This is a genomic window from Pseudomonas sp. dw_612, from assembly GCF_018449725.1.
Classification (GTDB): Bacteria; Pseudomonadota; Gammaproteobacteria; order Pseudomonadales; family Pseudomonadaceae; genus Aquipseudomonas.
Window position 1 is genome coordinate 108,764 of the sequence record NZ_JAAVVC010000002.1, and the last position, 21,851, is coordinate 130,614.

16 protein-coding genes are annotated in these 21,851 nt (G+C 58.7%); 7 read left to right on the top strand and 9 right to left on the bottom strand.

All coding sequences use genetic code 11. The features are described from left to right. Positions 1–296: 296 nt before the first annotated feature. Positions 297–992 carry an aquaporin Z gene (gene aqpZ / locus HB680_RS03660; RefSeq protein WP_213937216.1) on the top strand — a complete coding sequence of 232 codons (696 nt, stop codon included), beginning with the start codon at positions 297–299 and terminating at the stop codon, positions 990–992. A 720-nt stretch (positions 993–1,712) separates the two neighbouring features. On the opposite strand, the gene HB680_RS03665 is transcribed toward aqpZ, so the two are convergent. Continuing rightward, entirely contained in the window at positions 1,713–2,837 is a 1,125-nt protein-coding gene (locus HB680_RS03665; protein ID WP_213937596.1) for a GNAT family N-acetyltransferase, read from the bottom strand. Positions 2,838–3,118: 281 nt separating this feature from the next. Between HB680_RS03665 and HB680_RS03670 the strand changes: the two genes are divergently transcribed. Beyond that, entirely contained in the window at positions 3,119–4,435 is a 1,317-nt protein-coding gene (locus tag HB680_RS03670; protein ID WP_213937218.1) for a putative porin, read from the top strand. A gap of 229 nt (positions 4,436–4,664) precedes the next feature. On the opposite strand, the gene HB680_RS03675 is transcribed toward HB680_RS03670, so the two are convergent. From HB680_RS03675 to aceK, 3 genes are all read right to left on the bottom strand, one after another. Further along, positions 4,665–5,786, bottom strand: coding sequence for a beta-ketoacyl-ACP synthase III (locus HB680_RS03675; RefSeq protein WP_213937219.1), 1,122 nt, complete (start codon positions 5,784–5,786; stop codon positions 4,665–4,667). A gap of 345 nt (positions 5,787–6,131) precedes the next feature. Next, the gene (gene hrpA, locus HB680_RS03680; protein WP_213937221.1) at positions 6,132–10,043 is read right to left on the bottom strand and encodes an ATP-dependent RNA helicase HrpA; all 3,912 of its coding nucleotides are present in this window, start codon (positions 10,041–10,043) and stop codon (positions 6,132–6,134) included. 256 nt (positions 10,044–10,299) lie between these two features. Beyond that, on the bottom strand, positions 10,300–12,021 hold the full coding sequence (gene aceK / locus HB680_RS03685) for a bifunctional isocitrate dehydrogenase kinase/phosphatase (protein WP_213937223.1): 1,722 nt from the start codon (positions 12,019–12,021) through the stop codon (positions 10,300–10,302). A 335-nt stretch (positions 12,022–12,356) separates the two neighbouring features. Here aceK and HB680_RS03690 point away from each other — a divergent pair, with 335 nt between their 5' ends. Together HB680_RS03690 and HB680_RS03695 are read left to right on the top strand one after the other, a co-directional pair. After that, positions 12,357–13,982, top strand: a complete 1,626-nt coding sequence (locus HB680_RS03690) for a methyl-accepting chemotaxis protein (RefSeq protein ID WP_213937225.1) — start codon at positions 12,357–12,359, stop codon at positions 13,980–13,982. 157 nt (positions 13,983–14,139) lie between these two features. Further along, complete coding sequence (locus HB680_RS03695; protein WP_213937227.1) at positions 14,140–15,051, top strand: EamA family transporter; 912 nt, start codon at positions 14,140–14,142, stop codon at positions 15,049–15,051. 107 nt (positions 15,052–15,158) lie between these two features. Here the strand turns inward: HB680_RS03695 and HB680_RS03700 are convergent, their stop codons facing one another. Beyond that, a complete protein-coding gene (locus HB680_RS03700) occupies positions 15,159–15,461 on the bottom strand; it encodes a hypothetical protein (RefSeq protein WP_213937229.1) in 303 nt (100 codons plus the stop codon). Positions 15,462–15,803: 342 nt separating this feature from the next. Next, entirely contained in the window at positions 15,804–16,667 is an 864-nt protein-coding gene (locus HB680_RS03705) for a DMT family transporter (RefSeq protein WP_213937231.1), read from the bottom strand. A gap of 455 nt (positions 16,668–17,122) precedes the next feature. Between HB680_RS03705 and HB680_RS03710 the strand changes: the two genes are divergently transcribed. Together HB680_RS03710 and HB680_RS03715 are read left to right on the top strand one after the other, a co-directional pair. Beyond that, a complete protein-coding gene (locus tag HB680_RS03710; protein WP_213937233.1) occupies positions 17,123–17,668 on the top strand; it encodes a hypothetical protein in 546 nt (181 codons plus the stop codon). Further along, on the top strand, positions 17,665–17,862 hold the full coding sequence (locus tag HB680_RS03715; RefSeq protein WP_213937605.1) for a hypothetical protein: 198 nt from the start codon (positions 17,665–17,667) through the stop codon (positions 17,860–17,862). The genes HB680_RS03710 and HB680_RS03715 overlap by 4 nt, the downstream gene beginning before the upstream one ends. Before the next feature lie 53 nt (positions 17,863–17,915). On the opposite strand, the gene HB680_RS03720 is transcribed toward HB680_RS03715, so the two are convergent. Then, complete coding sequence (locus tag HB680_RS03720; RefSeq protein ID WP_213937235.1) at positions 17,916–18,854, bottom strand: aspartyl/asparaginyl beta-hydroxylase domain-containing protein; 939 nt, start codon at positions 18,852–18,854, stop codon at positions 17,916–17,918. 261 nt (positions 18,855–19,115) lie between these two features. After that, positions 19,116–20,090, bottom strand: a complete 975-nt coding sequence (cysK, locus tag HB680_RS03725) for a cysteine synthase A (protein WP_213937237.1) — start codon at positions 20,088–20,090, stop codon at positions 19,116–19,118. 127 nt (positions 20,091–20,217) lie between these two features. On the opposite strand from cysK, the gene HB680_RS03730 reads away from it, so the two are divergent. Then, complete coding sequence (locus HB680_RS03730) at positions 20,218–21,294, top strand: DUF748 domain-containing protein (protein WP_213937238.1); 1,077 nt, start codon at positions 20,218–20,220, stop codon at positions 21,292–21,294. Here the strand turns inward: HB680_RS03730 and HB680_RS03735 are convergent. Next, positions 21,291–21,794: a DUF2442 domain-containing protein gene (locus tag HB680_RS03735; protein WP_213937240.1), complete on the bottom strand. Its 504-nt coding sequence runs from the start codon at positions 21,792–21,794 to the stop codon at positions 21,291–21,293. The two genes, HB680_RS03730 and HB680_RS03735, sit on opposite strands and share 4 nt — an antisense overlap. Between the last annotated feature and the right edge of the window lie 57 nt (positions 21,795–21,851).

A 21,851-nucleotide genomic window follows, 5' to 3' on the forward strand; every position in this document is an offset into this window, starting at 1 on the left:
AGCCTGCGTTCGGCTGCGCAGCAGTCGTCATCGGTCTGCCTGAAACACCGCGCTGCCTGATTTACGACTGCTTCGCAGCCGAACGCAGCCTTCGGCAGCTGCTACAAAAGCGTCATTGACTCAACAAAAAACCGCCACAGCCTTCTAACCACGGGCTCTGGCGTTTTTTTATGCCTGCTGGATTTCCGCCGGAACCCTGCTGTACTCAGCCAAGGCTCTGGAGATGAACCTGTTGTAAATCTGCAGGAAGCATCACGCGATACAGTCTCGATAGGTCGCCTATCAAGGACGCTCTCATGTCGCTGTTCAAACGTTCAGTCACTGAGTTGTTAGGTACGTTCTGGCTGGTGTTGGGTGGGTGCGGCAGTGCGGTGCTGGCCGCGTCTTCGCCGTTGGGTATCGGCGTGCTGGGAGTAGCCCTGGCATTTGGTCTTACCGTGCTGACCATGGCGTTCGCCATTGGCCATATTTCTGGATGTCATCTCAACCCCGCCGTATCGGTCGGGCTGTTTGTCGGTGGTCGATTCCCTGCCAAAGAGTTGCCGGCCTACATCATCGCCCAGGTGATAGGCGGGATCATCGCGGCGGCATTGCTCTACTACATCGCCAGCGGCAAGGAAGGTTTCGATCTGTCTGCCGGGCTGGCCTCCAATGGATATGGCGAGCACTCCCCCGGCAAATACTCGATGGCCGCAGGCTTTGTCTGTGAAATGGTAATGACGGCGATGTTCGTGCTGATCATCCTCGGCGCCACCGACAAACGCGCCCCGGCGGGAATGGCACCGATCGCCATCGGCCTGGCCCTGACGCTGATCCACCTGATCTCGATTCCCGTCACCAACACCTCGGTCAACCCGGCCCGTAGCACGGGGCCGGCGCTGATGGTCGGCGGCTGGGCCATCGCGCAGTTGTGGATGTTCTGGGTCGCGCCGTTGCTGGGGGCGGTGGTCGGCGGCGTGACTTATCGTTGGATAAGTAAGGAAGGCAACTGAGGATTGGGCGAGGACTGGTCTTGCCAATAAGAAGACGGTCCTCACGCCCTGCGCGAACTATCCCCACACCGCCAATTTAATTTCCGACAATCAAAAAAGCTATCCCCTGCTATTTTGCATTAACCCTCAGATCAAACAACAACACATACACAACTTGAAAAGCCCGTACATAAAAACTAGCAATCCTTCGTTAGTCCCCAATTCAAGCTCGCTGTTAATATCCACACCATTGAACAAACAGTTCAATACACTACGTGCAAAATCAAAGGACTTATCATGATTAAAAAAATGTTTGCAATCTGCCTGCTGGTTAATGCCGGACTGTTTCAAGGTGCAGCTCTGGCTAACACTGGCAGCCCAATTCAGGGACCGGGAAATTCGCCGACGTGCGGCAGTGGTTATATGTGGGACCCGGTTCAAAAAGTATGCTTTCGAGTTTGAATACATATTTTCAAGCAATGAAATCTGCGATAGGCATCAACGGCCAACAAACAAAAGAACCGCAACATCAAACAGACTTATATTTTCATGCAGCCCATACCGTTTATTATCGGCAGCGAGGTTAATGTGTGTCTGCAATAACTAGCCCGGCATATTCTATCGACTCTGTTTGAATCTGCCTCTCTAAAAAATACCGCCCTCCTATAACCTTAGGGAGGCGGTGTTTTTTTTTACCGGAAGCTAAACGGCTGTGCACAACCGAAGACCTTTAGACAGGCTTCAACCAAGCCGATAAGGCAACGCAGTTCTCGCTTCCTCGGCATAGGCCAGTACTCCGACCCGCTCCTGCTGCAAGAAATCTTTGACCGCCGCTTTCAACCCCGGATGACGCAAGTAGTGCCACGAATGGGTAATCACCGGCTCGAACCCGCGAATCAATTTGTGTTCGCCCTGCGCCCCGGCGTCAAAACGCTGGAAGCCATTGGCGATGGCGTAATCCATGCCTTGGTAGAAACAGGTTTCGAAATGCAAACGGTCGTACTCGGCCAGGCAGCCCCAGTAACGACCGTAGAAGCTGTCATCGCCCACCAGACTGAACGCCATGGCCACCGGCCGTGAACCTTGTTTGGCCAGCACCACGCGAATCGATTCGGGCATGCGCTCGGCCAACAGGCTGAAAAACTCCCGCGTCAGGTACGGCGTTTGCCGACGCACTGCGTAGGTATTGGCGTAGCAGGCGTAGACGAAATCCCACTGCGCCTGGGTCAGTTGCGCCCCCTCAAGCCATTCGAACTCGATGCCCTGCCCGGCCACTTGCTCGCGCTCCTTGCGCATCTGTTTGCGCTTGCGGGAACTGAGCGCGTCGAGGAAGTCCTGGAAGTCCCGATAGCCGCGATTCTGCCAGTGATACTGGCAGCCGATTCGCTGCAACCAACCAGGCTGTTCGGCCAACGCGGCATCGGTAAACGGGTCGGTGAAATTGATGTGTGCGCTGGAAAGTTCTTCGATTTCCAGATAGCCCGGCAGGCTGCTCAGCAATTCAAAACCGTCCTCCACAGTGGCCGCCAACAAACGCGGGCCGCTGACCGGACTGAACGGCACGGCGGTCAACAGCTTGGGGTAATACTCGATGCCGGCACGCGCACAGGCATCGGCCCAGCCATGATCGAACACGTACTCGCCGTAGGAATGCCATTTGCGGTAGCTGGGTAACGCCGCGATCAATCGATCGCCTTCGATGTGCAGCAGATGCTCGGGCTGCCAGCCGGAATGCGGGCCGACGCTGCCGCTGTCTTCCAGCGTCGTGAGGAATGCATGGCGCAGAAACGGCTGACTCCCGGGTACCAGCGCGTCCCACGTTTGTGGCGTGATTTCGGACAGACTTTCCAGACGTTGCAGCGGCATTGGCATTCTCACAGTTCTTTGCGTGACAGCCTCGCGAGTATCGCTGATCGCCGCACATTACACATCCCGTCCTGCGCCGACAGCGCTCTGGAACGAAGGTTCATGAAAGATTTGTATCGTCATCGAGACGCCATCACTTTGCCACTGCACTGTCATAAACCATCGCGATACTGGCGCCTGTTTTTAGAGCGCCGGGTTCTACCCGGTCACTGTTTTCCGTCCGTCATCGGTCGGTTGTGTCCTGGATGGCTCAGTCATCCCTTTCATCTTCGGAGATTGATATGCGTCTTGCTTCCACGAAAACTGCGGCGGCCTTGTGTGGCGGCCTGCTGCTGGCCATGAGTGTTCCGGCGAGCGCCGCAGTCGACGCCAAACTGCTCGATATGCTCAAGGCAAACGGCTCGATTTCCCAGGCGCAATACGCCGAATTGCAAGCCGAACTGGCACAGGATCAGAAGACTCAGCAAATTGCTCAACAGGCTCAGCAAGAGACCAACGAGCAGATTGCCGCGACCGCGAAGAAAACCAATGAACTGAGCACCTTCGACCAGAAACTGGCCTGGGCTGCCAAGACCCAATTCAAGGGTGACGTGCGTTTCCGTGAAGAAACCGTGCACAACGATGGTGTTTCGAACAACAAAGACCAGGATCGTCAGCGCATTCGCGTTCGTCTGGGTGCCTACAGCGAAATCAACCCTCAGGTCGACACCGGTATCCGTATCGCGACCGGCAACAACGATGACGCGCGTTCCACCAACCAGAGCCTGGACGGCTACTTCGACAAGAAGTCGATCTGGCTCGACCAGGGCTACGTGGACTACCACCCTGATTTCCTCAAGAACCTGCACGTGGTTGGCGGCAAAATGCCGCAACAATGGGTGAACATGGGCGACATCATCTGGGATAGCGACATCAGCCCGGAAGGCCTGGCACTGACCTACAAATACCCGTTGGGCGGCAGCACCGAGCTGTTCGGCAGCGCCGGTCACTACACCCTCAAGGACAACGTCGACGGCGACGGCGTGCAGTTCAAGCACGACCTGCGTCTGTATGCGGGTCAGTTGGGTGCGCGCTTCGCTATCACCGACAACCTGAAACTGACCCTGGGTGGCAGCGTCTACGGCTACGACAACGACGACGACATCACCGCTGGCGGCACCACCACGCCATCCATCCTGGCCACCAACGGCAACACCCCGAACGAGCAGTTCAAACTGTACGAAGGTTTTGGTCAGATCGACATCGGTGGCCTGCCAATGCCGCTTTCGCTATACGGTCAGTACGTCACCAACAAAGACGCCAGCAACGATCAGGACGCGGCCTGGTTGACCGGTGTGAAGACCAAGCTCTACGGCTTCGCCGTGGACTACAACTATCGCGACGTACAACGTAACGCGGTGGTCGGTGCCTTCACCGACTCCGACTTCGCCAACGGCTTCACCGGTTCGCGCGGCAGCAAGTTGAAAGTCAGCTATGACATCGACAAGAACTTCGCCCTGGGTGCGACGTACTTCATGGCTAAATCCGACTTCACCAACGCCACCATCCGCGACTCGGACATCAAAACCCTGCAACTGGATGCCGAAGCCAAGTTCTGATACCCCGCAACACGACTCGGGCAAGGAAGCCCGGGCGCTTCTTTACAGCCTCGCGTTGGTCTATCGGTCCCCATCATCCGTCCGATAGCCCAACGCGGGGCTGTTTTCATTTTCCCCTCGCCACAATAGCGCGGCAAAAAAAGATCGCAGCCTGCGGCAGCTCCTACGGGATCGGGTTGGAATCGATTCTGTAGGAGCTGCCGCAGGCTGCGATCTTTTATGCGTTAACTCAGCGTTTGCGCAGAATCACGCTACCAATCGAATACCCGGCGCCAAACGAACTGAGCACCGCCAGCGAACCGCTGGCCAGATCATCCTGGTTCTTGTGAAACGAAATCACCGAACCGGCAGAGCTGGTGTTGGCATAGGTGTCGAGAATCACCGGCGCTTCTTCTTCGGTGGCTTCGCGGCCCAGCAGTTTCTTCACGATCAAGTGGTTCATGCTGAGGTTGGCCTGGTGCAGCCAGAATCGCTTCACGTCACCGATGTTGAGCTGGTTCTCTTCCAGGTGCGTAGCGATCAGCTCGGCAACCATCGGGCACACGTCGCGGAATACCTTGCGGCCTTCCTGCACGAACAGTTTGTCCTTGGCGCCGATGCCCTCTTCCGCCGCGCGGTTGAGGAAGCCGAAGTTGTTGCGGATGTTGTTGGAGAACTTGGTCAGCAGTTTGGTGCTGACAATGTCGAACTGGTACTCGGAGGTCGCCAGGTCAGCACGTTCGATGATCACCGCAGTAGCAGCGTCGCCGAAGATAAAGTGGCTGTCGCGGTCGCGGAAGTTCAAGTGACCGGTGCAGACTTCCGGATTGACCATCAGGATCGCCCGAGCCTGGCCCAGTTGCACGCTGTTGGCGGCGGCTTGAATGCCGAAGGTCGCCGAGGAACAGGCGACGTTCATGTCGAAACCGAAGCCTTGAATGCCCAACGCTTCCTGGACTTCGATGGCGATGGCCGGGTAGGCGCGTTGCAGATTCGAGCAGGCGACGATCACGCCGTCGATGTCCGCGGCGGTCTTGCCGGCACGCAGCAAGGCTTGCTCGGCAGCGCCGATGGCCATCTGGCACAGCACCGACCATTCGTCGTTCGAGCGCTCCGGCAGGCGAGGCGCCATGCGTTGCGGGTCGAGGATGCCGTCCTTGTCCATGACAAAACGGCTTTTGATGCCGGAGGCTTTTTCGATAAACGCTGCACTGGACTCGGTCAACGCTTCGATCTCGCCGCGCGCGATAGCGTCGGCATTGTCGGCGTTGAATTGCGCGACGTAAGCGTTGAAAGACTGCACCAGCTCTTCGTTGGAGATGCTGTTGGCCGGGGTGTACAGGCCGGTGCCGCTGATGACGACGTTATGCATGGTCGTTTCTCTAATCTGTTCAGGCAGAAAGCGTTGGCACCGACGTACCAACACACAAAGGGTCTTTTCCCGGTCCGTGGAATCCAACCTGGCATCGCTTTATTCCGCTCCGCTATGCCTGAGAAGGCTCAAAACGGCGGGGACGGCGTTTATAGGCGCGAAGTTTGCCATAAACGCTGGGGTTTGGCCCTATTTGCAAGAGCAACGGCATAACGCGATACCCATGTAGGAGCTGCCGAAGGCTGCGATCTTTTGATCTTTCTTTTGCCTCGACACCGGAAGATCAAAAGATCGCAGCCTACGGCAGCTCCTACATTGGCATGCAGTGGCCACAGGGTATTGGGGTTATGGCTCCACTTGAGTCCACTGTTTGTTCAGGCGTTTGTCGGAGATCGGCACTTTGGTCCCCAATTGCTGGGCGAACAGGGAAACCCGGTATTCCTCCAGCCACCAACGATAAAGCTCCAGTTGCGGATCGCGCTTGCCTTCCTGGGCGTGTTTGTTGGCGCGGGTTTGATACTGCGCCCACAAACCCGACAATTCGCCGCTCCACACCCGATCCCGCTGCACTTGCGCGCCGATTTTCTCAAAGCGTTGCTCGACCGCTTTCAGATAACGCGGCAACTCCTTGAGCCATTGCATCGGCGTTTCCCGGACAAAACCCGGATACACCAGATGGCTGAGCTGCTGCTTGATGTCATTCAACGCCACGGCCTGGGCCAGGTCGATCTTGCCCTTGAAGCGTTTTTGCAGACCGTGCCAGAGCTTGAGAATCTCCAGGGTCAGCTTCGCCAGACGCTCGGCGTGTTCGGTCCAGCCGCCGCGCTTGCGTTCGGCCAGTGACGCCAACCCGGCGCCATCCCGGGGCAGCGGGTCTTCGCCGTCGAGAATGCAGCTGTCGAGGCTCGCCAGCAGAATGTCTTCGACCAAAGCATCGATGCGCCCCAGTTCGCGGTACATCAGGCCCAGCTCGGTCAGCCCCGGCAACTTGCCGCGCAGGAATTTCGCCGGCTCGGCCAATTGCTGCATCAACAAACGCTGCAACGCGCGGCGATGCTGGAACTCGGCCTCGGCCGGGGTCGAGAAACGCCCTTCCTTGACCGTGCCGCTCTCTTCCACCAACGCCGGATACACCGTCATCGACAGCCCGGCGATCTTCTGCTGGGTCTTTTCGGCGACGGCAGCGAAGACTTTCGGCTCCACCGGTTGCTGGTTTTTCGCAGTTTGCGGCACGGCCAATGCGGCTTGGCTGGCTTCAGCGAAACGCGCGGTCAGCTCGGCCAGATCCCGCCCTTCGCCAAGAAACTTGCCCTGGCCGTCGACGATTTCCAGGTTCATACGCAAATGGCTGTCGACCTGCTGCGAGGCTTCCGCCCAGGCTTCATCGCTGACCCGCGCCCCGGTCATGCGCAACAGTTCGCGGCCCAAGGCCTGGGGCAACGAGCCCTCGGCGAAGGTCATGCGCTGCAACGCGGCTTTGACGAAGTCCGGTACCGGCACGAAGTTCTTGCGCAGGACTTTGGGCAGGTTGCGCACCAACGCCACGCATTTGGCCTCGATCACGCCCGGCACCAGCCATTCCAGGCGTTCCGGCGGCAGCATCGGCAACAGCGGCGCCGGCACGCGCAGGGTCACGCCGTCACGCGGGTGGTTCGGTTCGAAGTGGTAACTCAGGGCCAGTTCCAGATCGCCGATGTGCAACGTGTCCGGGTAATGCAGCGCGGTGACTTCACTGGCCTCGCGGGCCAGCACGTCTTCTTCGCGCATGATCAGCAACTGCGGGTCTTTCTGGCTGTTGACCTTGTACCAACTGTCGAAGGTCGCGGTCTGGTGAATCTCCGCCGGCAGCCGCGCGTCGTAGAAGGCGAACAGGGTTTCTTCGTCGGCCAGAATGTCGCGACGACGGGCCTTGGCTTCCAGTTCGTCGAGCTGTTCCAGCAACTGCGCATTCGCCGTCAGGCACTTGGCCTTGGACTGAATCTCACCGCGCACCAGACCTTCGCGAATGAAAAACTCACGGGACACCACCGGATCAATCGGCCCGTAATGCACCGGCCGGCGCCCGACGATAATCAGTCCGAACAAGGTGATCTGCTCAAACGCCACAACCTGCCCACGCTTCTTCTCCCAATGGGGTTCGAAGTGGTTTTTCTTGATCAGGTGCCCGGCCAGCGGCTCGATCCAGTCGGCGTCAATCTTGGCCACCATGCGCGCATAGAGCTTGGTGGTTTCCACCAGTTCGGCGGTCATCAGCCATTGCGGACGCTTCTTGCCCAGCCCCGACGACGGGTGAATCCAGAAACGCCGCTGACGGGCGCCGAGGTAGTCGCCGTCCTCGGTTTTCTGGCCGATCTGGCTGAGCAGGCCCGAGAGCACGGCTTTGTGCAGCTTCGGGTAATCCGCCGGTTCTTTGTTGAGGGTCAACTGCATGTCGCGGCAGATCAGGCTCAACTGGCGGTGCGAGTCGCGCCACTCGCGCAGACGCAAATAGTTGAGGAAATTCTTGCGACACCAATTACGCAGCGGACTGGCGGTCAGCGCCTGGCGCTGCTCTTCAAAACCGCGCCACAGATTGACCAGCCCGGCGAAGTCAGAATCCACGTCTTTCCATTGTGCGTGGGCCTGGTCCGCCGCTTGTTGGCGCTCCGGTGGACGCTCGCGCGGGTCCTGGATCGACATGGCGCTGGCGACGATCAGCACTTCCTGCAAGCTGCCGAGTTTCGCCGCTTCCAGCAGCATGCGGCCCATGCGCGGGTCCACCGGCAAGCGCGCCAGGTTGCGACCGAGCGGGGTCAGTTGGCTGTTGCGGTCCACCGCCGACAGTTCTTGCAGCAGGTTGAAACCGTCGCTGATCGCCTTGCCATCCGGCGGCTCGATAAACGGGAAATCGGTGATCTCACCGAGGCGCAGGTGCAGCATCTGCAAAATAACGGCGGCGAGGTTGGTGCGCAGGATTTCCGGGTCGGTAAATTCCGGCCGGCCGATGAAATCCTCTTCGCCGTAAAGACGAATGCAAATACCCGGCTCGACCCGCCCGCAGCGACCTTTACGCTGGTTGGCGCTGGCCTGGGAAATCGCTTCGATGGGCAGGCGCTGGACCTTGGCGCGATAGCTGTAGCGACTGATGCGCGCAGTGCCGCTGTCGATCACGTAACGGATGCCCGGCACGGTCAGCGAGGTTTCCGCGACGTTGGTCGCCAGCACCACGCGACGCCCCGGGTGCGACTGGAAAATCCGCTGCTGCTCGGCCGGCGACAACCGCGCGTAGAGCGGCAGGATTTCGGTGTGCTTGAGCTGGGCCTTGCGCAGCATGTCCGCCGCGTCGCGAATCTCCCGCTCGCCGGGCAGGAACACCAGCACATCGCCGGGGCTCTTGCGCTCGCTGCGTTCGAACGCGGCGATTTCGTCGAGGGTGGCGAGGATCGCCTGGTCCACGGTCAAGTCATCCTCGACGCGGTTGCCCTCTTCGTCCTGCTCCAGGGTCAGTGGGCGATACCAGGTGTCTACCGGGAAGGTGCGGCCGGAGACTTCGACAATCGGCGCGTCATCGAAATGTTTGGAGAAACGCTCCAGGTCGATGGTCGCCGAGGTGATGATGACTTTCAGGTCCGGACGACGCGGCAGCAGGGTTTTCAGGTAACCGAGCAGGAAGTCGATGTTGAGGCTGCGTTCGTGGGCTTCGTCGACGATGATCGTGTCGTAGCGTTCGAGGTAGCGGTCGTTCTGGGTTTCCGCCAGCAGGATGCCGTCGGTCATCAACTTGATCAGGGTGTTGGAATCGCTCTGGTCCTCGAATCGCACCTGATAGCCGACCAGCGCGCCCAGCGGCGTGGCCAATTCCTCGGCCACCCGACTGGCGACGCTGCGTGCAGCGATTCGGCGCGGCTGGGTGTGGCCGATCAGGCCATGCTGACCGCGACCGATTTCCAGGCAGATTTTCGGCAACTGGGTGGTTTTACCCGAGCCGGTTTCGCCGGCAATGATCAGCACCTGATGCTTGAGCAGTGCCTCTTTGATTTCGTCGCGCTTGGCGGCGATCGGCAAACTGTCGTCGTAACGAATCACCGGCAGGCTGGCACGCCGCGCCAACACCTGATCACAGGACGCCTGCATGCGCGTCACCCACTGGGCGAGCTTGGCCTCGTCAGGTTTCTTGCGCAGCTCAAGCAACTGCCGCCGCAGCCGGTGGCGGTCGGCAATCATGGCGTGATCGAGGTTTTTCAGCAGTTTGTCGATGGAAGGCGATTCGTCAGTCATCAGGTACGCAATAAGTCGTCTAGTGGCGCAGGGGAGCGATTGTCGCAGATTTGGGTGGTGTTTGGCGTGTCAGAGAAATCCCCCCCTCTCCCTAACCCTCTCCCCAAAGGGGCGAGGGGACTGACCTATGTGTGCTTTCGAAATTTTGCGACCTGAGATACCGAGTCGAACTCAGGATCTGAAAAGCATGAAGATCGGCTCCCTTTCCCCTCTCCCCTTTGGGGAGAGGGTTGGGGTGAGGGGTGGATGTCAGTCTTCACTCGTTATCCATTCCCTTGCGCCGATACGGAAACACATCAATGACTTTCCCGGCGCGAATCGCCTCCTGCAAGCTCTTCCAGTAATCGGCGTTATAAAGCTCGCCATGCAACTGATCGAACAACTTGCGCTGCCCGGAATCGGCAAACAGAAACGGCGGAAACTCCTCCGGAAACACATCCAGCGGCCCGATCGAATACCACGGCTCGGAGGCCATTTCATCTTCCGGTGTGCGCGGTTGCGGGATGTGGCGGAAGTTGGCTTCGGTCAGGAAACAAATCTCATCGTAGTCATAAAACACCACGCGCCCATGCCGGGTGACGCCGAAGTTCTTCAGCAGCATGTCGCCGGGAAAGATATTCGCCGCCGCCAGTTGCTTGATCGCCAGCCCATAATCTTCCAACGCCTCGCGCACCTGCGCCTCGTTGGCGTTTTCCAGGTAGAGGTTCAGCGGCGTCATGCGCCGTTCGGTCCAGCAGTGGCGGATCAGCACCGTGTCGCCTTCGACCGACACCGTGGACGGCGCCACGTCGAGCAATTCTTCCAGACACGCCGGCTCGAACTTGCTCAGCGGAAAACGGAAGTCGGCGAATTCCTGGGTGTCGGCCATGCGCCCAACCCGGTCGACGCTTTTCACCAGTCGATACTTCTCGATCACCGTGGCGCGGTCGACGTTTTTCGACGGCGAGAAACGGTCCTTGATGATTTTGAACACGGTGTTGAAACCCGGCAGGGTGAACACGCTCATGACCATGCCGCGCACGCCGGGGGCCATGATGAACTGGTCGTCGGTGTTGGCCAGATGATTGATCAGCGCCCGATAGAACTCGGACTTGCCGTGTTTATAGAAACCGATCGAGGTGTACAACTCGGCAATGTGCTTGCCCGGCAGGATGCGCTTGAGGAAGCCGATGAACTCCGCCGGCACCGGCACATCCACCATGAAATACGAACGGGTGAAGGAGAAGATGATCGACACATCCGCTTCATCGGTGATCAGCGCGTCGATCTGGATGCCGCGCCCTTCGCGGTGCAGCAACGGGATGACCAGCGGCCATTGTTCGTCCTGGGTGTAGATGCGCCCGACCAGGTACGCGCCTTTGTTGCGGTAAAGCACCGAGGAGAACAGTTCGACGGACAGTTCCGGGTCCTTGCAGACCCAGTCCGGCAGGTTTTCCCGCAGTTGCGCTTCGAGGCGGCGCAGGTCGCCGGTCAGGTCGGCGTAATCCTCGCTGAAGCGGTAGTCGGCAAAGATGCTCGCCAACATTTCCGACAAATGCCCCTGCGGCTTGTAGGTGCGGGTTTGCGCGGCGCGGGCCCGGCGCAGGCTCGGACGGGTGGTGTGGATGAACATGCAGCCGTCGCTGATCAGGTCGTGTCTGAACAGCCCGCAGAAGATCGAGTTGTACCAGGTCTCGGACAGTTCATCGTCGAAACGCAGGTCGATCAACGTGATGTAGGCGCTCTTGACCAGTGGCCAGCAGCTCACGTCCATCAGCGTGTCGGGCTCGAAAGACGCCCGCAGCCGCTCCACCGTTTCGCCGACTTTGTCTTCGTACAGATTGATCCGCGCCGCCGACGCCGATTGCGTCTCCTGCCACTGCGCCTGTTCGAAACGGGCCCGGGCACCGTCGGTGATCTGCCGGAAATGCTCGCGGTAGTCGTCAAAGCCGTCGAGGATCAATCGGGCGATATCGGCGGCGGGCCAATGCTGCGGCATGGTGAGACCTCTGCGGGAATTTCGGAGCCCTGAGCTTAGCCAGTGAACCGGGTGCAGGAGAAGCGTAATTTTTGCCATTGATGTCGAGGGTCGAGCACCGCTTGCGACGATTTTTTAGTCGACCGACTGGTCAGCAATCAGCCCGCTCAGTCACCTCAAACCCCTAATCAGGCAGGGTTCGATCCTCACCTGCCCTGCATCCCCCGAAACAGAGCCTTACAGATTGGTCTTACCAAAATGATGGCACTTTGATATACAAGCCGCCATCACCCGCCTAACAACAAGATTCTCGGTACACGAGGACTCCATCCCAAATCGCCCAAGGAGCACATTTGATGTCAATCAGGAACATGCGCATAGGTTTGCGCGCCGGTTTGAGTTTCGCCGTTTTGGCCAGCCTGCTGATGGTGGTCGGTCTATTCGGCCTGGGTCAGATGGCGACCCTGCGCCAGAGCGCCACCGTGATCGAAGAGTCGTGGATGCCGAGCATCGAGAGCATTCACGACAGTGCGACGAATATCGCCACCATCCGCCTCGAATCCCTGCGGTTGATCGCCGTCAATCAGCCGGCCGTGCGGGAAAAAAGCAAAGGCATGATCAGCGTCCAGCGTCAGGAATTGCTCAAGCGCCTCAACGATCACAAGCAGTTGCTTGCCAGTGACCAGGAGCGGGCCATGCTCGCCAGCCTGAGCGCGGACGTGGCCAAGTACATGGCAATTCTCGACCAGATCATTGCGCAGATCGACGCCGGCCAGACTGAACAGGCCTACGCCCGGCTCAACTCGGAACTGGCGCCCCAGGGCAGCGTGCTGGATAAATCCCTGGAAGCCATGATCAGTTTCAATCAGCAAGGCGCCGAAGCCGCCTCCGCCGAGGCCGCGAAGATGTATCAGCGGGCGCAGTGGATTGTGGGCTCAATCATCGTGGTTGCGCTGTTCGCCACCCTGGCACTCGCCTGGCTGCTGACCCGCAGCATCACCACGCCGATCAATCAGGCCCTGAGCGTGGCCCGGCGTATCGCCGCCGGCGACCTGAGCGGCCAAGTGGTCAGCCACGGCAACGACGAAGCGGCGCACCTGCTCGACGCCCTGGCCGACATGCAAAGCCATTTGCGCACGACCATTCGCGGCATCAGCGACTCGGCGCAACAACTCGCTTCCGCCGCCGAGGAAATGAGCTCGGTGATGGAAGAAAGCACCCGTGGCCTGCAACTGCAGAACGATCAGATCGAGCAAGCCGCCACGGCCGTCACCGAGATGAGCACCGCGGTGGACGAAGTGGCGGCCAATGCGGTGTCCAGCGCCGAGGCGTCCCAGGCTTCGAATGAGGACAGCAAGCACGGGCATGTTCAGGTCAGCGAAACCATCACCTCGATCCAAGGACTGGTCAGCGAAGTGCTCGGTGCCTCGCAACAGGCCGAGGGGTTGGCGGGTCAGGCTCAGGACATCAGCAAAGTGTTGGAGGTGATTCGCGGCATTGCCGGGCAAACCAACCTGCTGGCGCTCAACGCCGCCATCGAAGCGGCTCGGGCCGGTGAGGCCGGGCGCGGGTTTGCCGTGGTCGCCGACGAGGTGCGTTCGCTGGCCCAGCGCACGCAGAATTCCACCGAAGAAATCGAGCTGATGATCAACAATATCCAGCACGGCACCGGGGCCACGGTCAGCGCGTTGCAAAGCAGCGCCGAGCAAGCCAACCAGACCTTGCGCCGGGCCAATAGCGCCGGGCATGCGCTGGAAAAAATCACCGCGTCGATCTCGCAAATCAACCAGCGCAATCTGGTGATCGCCAGCGCCGCCGAGCAGCAAGCGCTGGTGGCGCGGGAGGTCGATCAGAATCTGGTGAACATCCGCGACCTCTCGACCCAGACCGCCGCCGGCGCCACCCAGACCTCTGCGGCCAGCCAGGAGTTGTCGCGTTTGGCGGTGGACCTTAATGGGTTGGTGACGCGCTTCGTCATTTAACTGGGGCTACAGAATAATTGTGGTGAAGGGGCAAGCCCCCCTCACCACAGAAAAGCTCGCTCGCCATAGGGCCGTGTTTAATTTAATGCCCGATTTCCGGTTGCGATCCGCAGGGCTCTCGGCAACACTTCCGCCCCCATAAAGGAAGGAGTCCACCGTGAGCCCTGTCGATATTTTCCGTTTACTGTCGCTGGCGGCGATCTGGGGCGCGAGTTTCCTGTTTATGCGAGTCATCGCCCCGGTGATTGGCACCATTCCCACGGCGTTTTTCCGGGTGTCGATTGCCGCTGTCGGCTTGCTGGTGATCCTCGGGCTGATGCGCATCAGTTGGGATTTCAAAGACAAACTCAAGACCGTGATGCTGCTCGGGGTGATCAACTCCGGGATTCCGGCGACCCTGTATTCCGTGGCCGCGCAAGTGCTGCCGGCCGGTTACTCGGCGATCTTCAACGCCACCACGCCGTTGATGGGCGTGTTGATCGGCGGGCTGTTTTTCCATGAAAAACTCACCGTGGCCAAACTCAGCGGAGTGTTCCTCGGGCTGCTCGGCGTCGGCGTGCTGACCCGCGCCGGGCCGGTGGCGTTCGATATGCAATTGCTGATGGGCGCCCTCGCCTGCCTGCTCGCCACCACGTGCTACGGCTTCGCCGGGTTCCTCGCCCGGCGCTGGCTGGATCACGCCGGTGGCCTCGACAGTCGCCTCTCGGCGCTGGGCAGCATGCTCGGCGCGACGTTGTTCCTGTTGCCGCTGTTCGGCTACAGCGTGATCAGCAATCCACCGGCAAACTGGGGCGGCTGGAATGTCTGGTTGTCACTGCTGGGCTTGGGCCTGGTCTGCACCGCGTTTGCCTACATCGTTTACTTCCGACTGCTCAGCTCGATCGGCCCGGTGAAGTCGATGACCGTGACTTTCATGATCCCGCCGTTCGGTGTGTTGTGGGGCGCGTTATTGCTGGATGAGCCGTTGTCGATGGCGCACATTTATGGCGGGGTGTTGATTGCGGCGGCGTTGTGGCTGGTGTTGAAGCCGGCGGTGGTGAAGCCGGTAGAAGTGGCCACACGCCCGTAGGAGCTGCCGAAGGCTGCGATCTTTTGATCTTGATCCTGATCTTAAAAAACAAGATCAAAAGATCGCAGCCTTCGGCAGCTCCTACAGGGTTATTCAGCCGTCAGTTGCTACACCGCCGCTTTGTATCCCTCTTCCCGCTGCAACGCCCGCGCCTGGACCACATTGAGCATGGCGCAGCCTTCGCGCGCCAACAGGTGCACCGCGCGGGTGACGCGGGTCAGGTCGCAGTCGGAAATGCCGGTGAGGTTGAGGCTGGACAGGGTGTCGGTCAGGTCGCGGATCACGCTGAAGCGGTGCATGGCGCAAGCGGCGATGTCGCTGAGTTCTCGGTGGGTGTTGATGTAGAGGACTGGATTGTCGGCGTCGTAGGTATCGATGGGGAGGTAACGCGGCATGATTTGGTCGTTCACTGGTAAAACTCCTGTAATTAGAGCTGTCACCATTCGCGGCCATACGAAAGGTGGCAGCCGTACGCGGGTTGGCCGACCGGACAGGAGAACCGGCACACCCGCGGGTGTCCCACGCACAGCCGCCATAACACAACATTTCAGGCATTAACTGCCTGAAATGTTGTTGGACACGCTGACGTCCCGTAACCGACCGGCCAAGGTCATTTCGCGGAATTTTCCGCGAGACAAAACTATAGAGGTCGATACCAAAACGCGGCAACAGGGTACGTCGTAGGAAACGTCTTGGAAAGTTGTGCGCTGCTGCGACAGCGCGCACATTCGTTGTAGGACCCTCAGCCTGCGTTAACGCGACTGACGAAATACAAACACCAATCCAACAATAATCAGCAACATCCCCAGCACGCTCAACAGCGCCAGCCGATTACCAAAAATCAGGTAATCCATCACCGCCGTCACCGCCGGCACCAGGTAAAACAGGCTGGTGACATTCACCAGATTGCCCCGTGCGATCAGTCGATACAGCAGCAACGTCGCCAGCACCGACACCACCAACCCCATCCACAACACCGGCACGATGAACCCGGTGCCGTGTTCAAAATGAAACGGCTGGAACGGTACGAAAATCCCGCAGACCAACAACCCGGCCAAGTACTGCACCGGCAGCGTGCCGAGGGGATTGTCGGTGATACGTTTTTGCATGATCGAACCGAAGGTCATGCTCGCCAGCGCCAGCAAGCCAAAGAGCATCCCGGCCAACGACATCCCTGCCAGGCCGATACCCTGGTAAACCACCATGATCAACCCGGCCAAGCCGAGCGCGAGGCCGAACATTCGGCTGGCTGAACGTTGGCGCTCCATGATCACCACGGTGAGGATCGGCTGCACGCCCATGATCGTCGCCATCACGCCGGGCGTAACCTTCAGGTCCAGGGCCAGCAGATAGAAAATCTGATAAGCCCCCAGCAGCACCACGCCCGTGGCCATCGCGTACAGCATCGGCTTGCCGCCCTTGGGCAGTTTCAGCTTGAGCAACGGCACCAATAGCACCAACCCGCACAGGGCGATGACGAATCGAAACAGCAGAAAGGCAAACGGTGATGCGTGGGCCAGGCCCCATTTGGAGAAGATCGCCCCGCTGCTCCACAGCAGAACGAACAGGCTCGTGGACGCCGCCGCGAGCGCGGTTTTTTTCGAAAGGACAAACATGAAATACCACCTGTCATCAGGCAAAAAAGCCAAGTCAGCCGAGGCTGAAGTTCAGTAGTTTTCTCAGACGAAGACTTTTCAGACGAGCAGAGGAACAGCAGAAAAAGCTGATCAGCCCGAAATGCCAACGCCTGGCGGTGATACGACTGCGCACACCGGCGTGCTACTGACAGGAGGGGGGTAATGACTGATCTGCGCAGGCTGCTGAATCCCGCACGGCACGACGCCAGCGTTGACCGCTGAATCGACTACCGCGTTGATGTGGGATGCAGGCATGGGCTGATCTTTTTTGAGGGCCTGCTGGAGGGAGCAGGCGAGTGGCGACTATAGCCAGTCCGCGACATAGATTGCAATGACTTGGTCAAAGGGCCAGTAGCGACAGCTCCGTATGAGCGCCCTACCCTTCAAAAGAACGGATCAGCCCGCCAACGGGGACATGGAATGCACGAGATCACATGCCAAGGGAACGGACGCACATTCGGTATCAGCTATATAAATCGAGGGCTAGAAATCTTGCTGCAACCAGCGCTGCTCAGTTGCAGCATCGACTGAACCTGGCTGGCCCAACGAAAACTGATCTATCACAGGTTCGGTTCGAAGCCATCAATGCACAGGCTCTGGATGCTTGCGAACGCTGGGAGTATCCACACTTTTTATGGGATGAGGTCATAGGATGGAAAGCTAAGGAGCCCTTGTCTCTGGATATTGCCATCTGGTTCGACGAGGAGCTGTGCGGACTATGCTTCGCGAATCCGAACAACAGTCGGCAACGAATCCGAATCGTACGATTGGAAGGGCGACCGGGGGCAGCACATCCTTTAAAGCGCCGTATTGCGACACTGGCAATGATGGCGATTGACCGGTATGCGCAAATTTTAGGCAGCAAATACATTGAGGTTCAGGAACCACTGGAAGGTGCGATTTCTGTTTATCAACAACTCGGCTTTGCATTTGATTCTGAAGGTCGACTTGTCATTGCCGTGGAGGGTCTAGTATTGTGAAAACTGCTCAATTAATGATCAAAACCGGAGGAGATATGCGCAAAGCGATTAAAAAATCCCCCATAAAAAAACGATCATCCGAAACACAAAACAAGCCAGTTACTGCAGAGCTATCAGCAAATCAACGTCGTTTTTTGCAAATACTCGTTGAGGGCATCGAAGGTGAACCTGACGTACTAGCGGGGCGCTGGTAAAGACAGCAAAAAAAAACCGCTCGAATGAGCGGTTTTTCATTACTTGCCCGGAATCACCCAAACAACCAATACCCCAACAGCGTCAACACCACCACCGCCAACACCGGCCGCAGTACGCGATAAGCCTTGGGATGCCGACGCTTCCACTGTTTCACCACGCCGCTGAACTTGTCGCTGGAGTTCTTGCTCCAGGCGTAAGCCCGGTTGATCCCGCCAACGCGTTCATCGTCCAGGTTTTGCGGTGCGGTGGCGCGGCCCAGCAGGCCGCTGACCCAACGGTTGATGCGGGTCATGATGCGGTTGCTCAGCGGTCGTTCGATGTCGCAGAACAGGATGACCCGGGTCTTTTCGGTTTCGTTCTTGACCCAGTGCACGTAGGTTTCATCGAACATCACGTCTTCGCCATCACGCCAGGCGTAGACCTGACCGTCGACGAAGATGCGGCAATCGTCGGAGTTCGGCGTCGACAGCCCCAGGTGATAGCGCAGGGAGCCGGCGAACGGATCGCGGTGCGGGTTGAGATGGCTGCCGCCGGGCAACAAGGCAAACATGGCGCCCTTGACGTTGGGGATGCTGCTGACCAGCGCGACGGTTTTCGGGCACAGGGCTTCGGCCGATGGCAAAGGTTTGTCGTACCACTTGAGGTAGAAACGCTTCCAGCCCTTCTTGAAGAACGAGCCAAAACCGGCGTCGTTGTTCTTTTCAGCGGCGCGGATATAGCCTTCGTCGAACAGGTGCATGGCTTCGTCGCGGATGACTTCCCAGTTGTCCCTGAGCACATCCAGTTCCGGGAACTTGCTGCGATCGAGGTAGGGTTTGGACGGAACGCCGGAGAACAGGTACATCAGGGCGTTATAGGGGGCAAACAGTGCCGAGTGGTTGACAAACTGCCGCAGGACCGGCAGCCGTGCCTTGCCGCGCAAATGCACATAAAGAGTGCTGCCGAGGAACAACAACAGCACCGACGCCTTCGCGGCAAAGGAAAAGGTCATCAACGACTCCTTGAGATATAAGCTACTTTGCACAACGCCATTTACCCGACGTGGCAGCCGGCCATGATAACCACTACCGGCCCGGGGAAAAACCCACATAACTGAACATTCAGTGTTAAGGATTGCGCAACAAAGCATTTATTAACATAAGGTTGCTGAACGAAGGCTGACCTGAATCATCAAGATCAAAAGATCGCAGCCTGCGGCAGCTCCTACTGAAAACCTCGATCGGCGTAGGCGCTGCCGCAGGCTGCTATCTTTTTATTGATGGTTCTCGGCCTCGGTAAACAGATCACTGAACAACATGCTCGACAAGTAACGCTCGCCGGAATCCGGCAGGATCACCACGATGGTCTTGCCCTGCATTTCCGGGGTTTCGGCCAACCGCACTGCAACCGCCATCGCCGCACCACACGAGATACCGCACAAAATCCCTTCTTCCTGCATCAAGCGCAGGGCCATCGCCTTGGATTCGTCATCGGTCACCAGTTCAACCCGGTCGACGATCGACAAATCGAGGTTCTTCGGCACAAAACCGGCGCCAATGCCCTGAATCTTGTGCGGGCTCGGCTTGATTTCTTCGCCGGCCAGTTTCTGCGTGATCACTGGCGACGACACGGGCTCCACGGCCACCGAGAGAATCGGTTTGCCTTGGGTATTCTTGATATACCGCGAAACACCGGTAATGGTTCCACCGGTTCCGACGCCTGCCACCAACACATCGACCGCGCCGTCGGTGTCGTTCCAGATTTCCGGGCCGGTGGTCTTTTCGTGGATGGCCGGGTTGGCCGGGTTTTCGAACTGCGCCGGCATGAAGTATTTGGCCGGGTCGCTGGCGAGAATGTCCGCAGCCTTTTCGATCGCGCCTTTCATGCCCTTGGCCGGCTCGGTCAGTACCAGTTCGGCCCCGAGCGCCTTGAGCACCTTGCGTCGCTCGATACTCATGGACGCGGGCATGGTCAGCATCAGCTTGTAGCCACGGGCAGCGGCTACAAACGCCAGGCCAATGCCGGTGTTACCCGAAGTCGGCTCCACAATGGTCATGCCAGGCTTGAGTTTGCCGGTGCTTTCGGCGTCCCAGATCATGTTCGCGCCGATCCGGCATTTGACCGAATAACCGGGGTTGCGCCCCTCGATCTTGGCCAGGATGGTCACGCCGCGCGGCGCGATGCGGTTGATCTGCACCAGCGGCGTATTGCCGATGGAGTGGGCGTTGTCAGCGAAAATACGACTCATGGCTGGGTCCTTATGCAGCGTTGAATAAGCGTTCCAAGGTATGCCTGTTGCCGGTGGTCGTCCAGTCAGGTCGAACGACCGGTGGCGCCCGCAGTCAATGGCTTAACACTGCCAAGGAATTGCCATCATGAAGCGTCGATACAGTTGGCCCCTATGGACCCTCGCCGGCCTCGTTGTGTTGTTGGTAGCGCTGGATATCGCCCTACCCTATATGGTGCGCAACTACCTGAATGACAAACTGGCGGACATGGGCGACTACCGTGGCCAAGTCACCGACGTGGACCTCGCCCTGTGGCGCGGCGCCTACAAAATCAACGGACTGAAGATCGTCAAGGTCGACGGCAAAGTTCCGGTGCCTTTCGTCAATGCGCCGCTGATCGATCTGTCCGTCAGTTGGCATTCGCTCTGGTACGACCATGCCGTGGTGGCCGAAGTGCAATTCATCCAACCCGAAGTGAACTTCGTCGATGGCGGCGCCAACAAGCAGAACTCCCAGACCGGTCGGGGCACCGATTGGCGCGCGCAATTGGGCAAATTGCTGCCGATCACGCTTAACGAAGTACGAATCAACGACGGCAAAATCAGCTTCCGGAACTTCAACTCCACCCCGCCCGTGAACATGAATGCCACCCAAGTCAACGCCAGCCTCTACAACCTGACCAACGTGGTCGACACCGAAGGCAAGCGCGACGCCCGTTTCGAAGGCAAGGCCCTGTTACTCGGCCATGCTCCGCTGGAAACCACCGCCACCTTCGATCCCCTGAGCAATTTCGAAGACTTCGAGTTCCGCCTGCGGGCCAAGGACATCGAACTCAAACGCATGAACGACTTCGCCTCGGCCTACGGCAAATTCGACTTCAACGCCGGCCACGGTGATGTGGTGATCGAAGCCGAAGCCAACAAGGGCCAGCTCAAGGGCTACATCAAACCGCTGCTGCGGGACGTCGAAGTGTTCAATTGGCAGCAGGATGTCGAAAACAAGAACAAGGGAATCTTGCGCTCCGTTTGGGAAGCCATCGTCGGCAGCACCGAAACCGTGTTGAAAAACCAGCGCAAGAACCAGTTCGCCACCAAAGTCGAACTCAGCGGCAACGTGCACCAGCAAGATATCAGCGCGTTCCAGGCGTTTTTGCAGATTTTGCGCAATGGTTTTGTCCAGGCGTTCAATGCGCGGTATGAGCAGCCGAAGCCGGACGCCGGTTAAGGTTTACGCGTGACCGTGTAGCGACCGGTTTCCTCGGCCGCCGCCAATGTTGAGGGTCGTTGTTGCAAGGAGTCCCAGCCCAGGCAAGCCAGGGCCAATGACTTTGGCACCGCTTCACGTCCGCTGCTGTAACGGCTGATACTGCGGGCGCTGACGCCCAACGCTTCGGCGGCTTGATTCAAAGGCAACCCGGTGCGAGCACGCCAATCGATGAAGATCCGGGTGTTTTCGTCGGCCGCATTTTGCGAGAGCGCATCCAGATACAAAGTGTCCGCGCCAATCTGAATATCCGGCTCGGCCCACTCCACCGTCCAGCCATCATCGCCGAGGGCCGCGCCTTCAAAGACGTGAACCTCAAGCAATGGTTGCAACCCCGGATAAGCGTACAAATCGCGGCTCAAATCCAGCGTCAGCTGTTGACCGTCAATAAAGGTCAACGCCAAGCGGTAGTCCGGCAAAGCCTTTACAGCCGTCAACCGTGGTCGCTTCATGGGTAACATCGTTTCCGCCTTCCAACAAAAGACATGCCCCAAAGGCTATCGCCAAATCGGCGATAC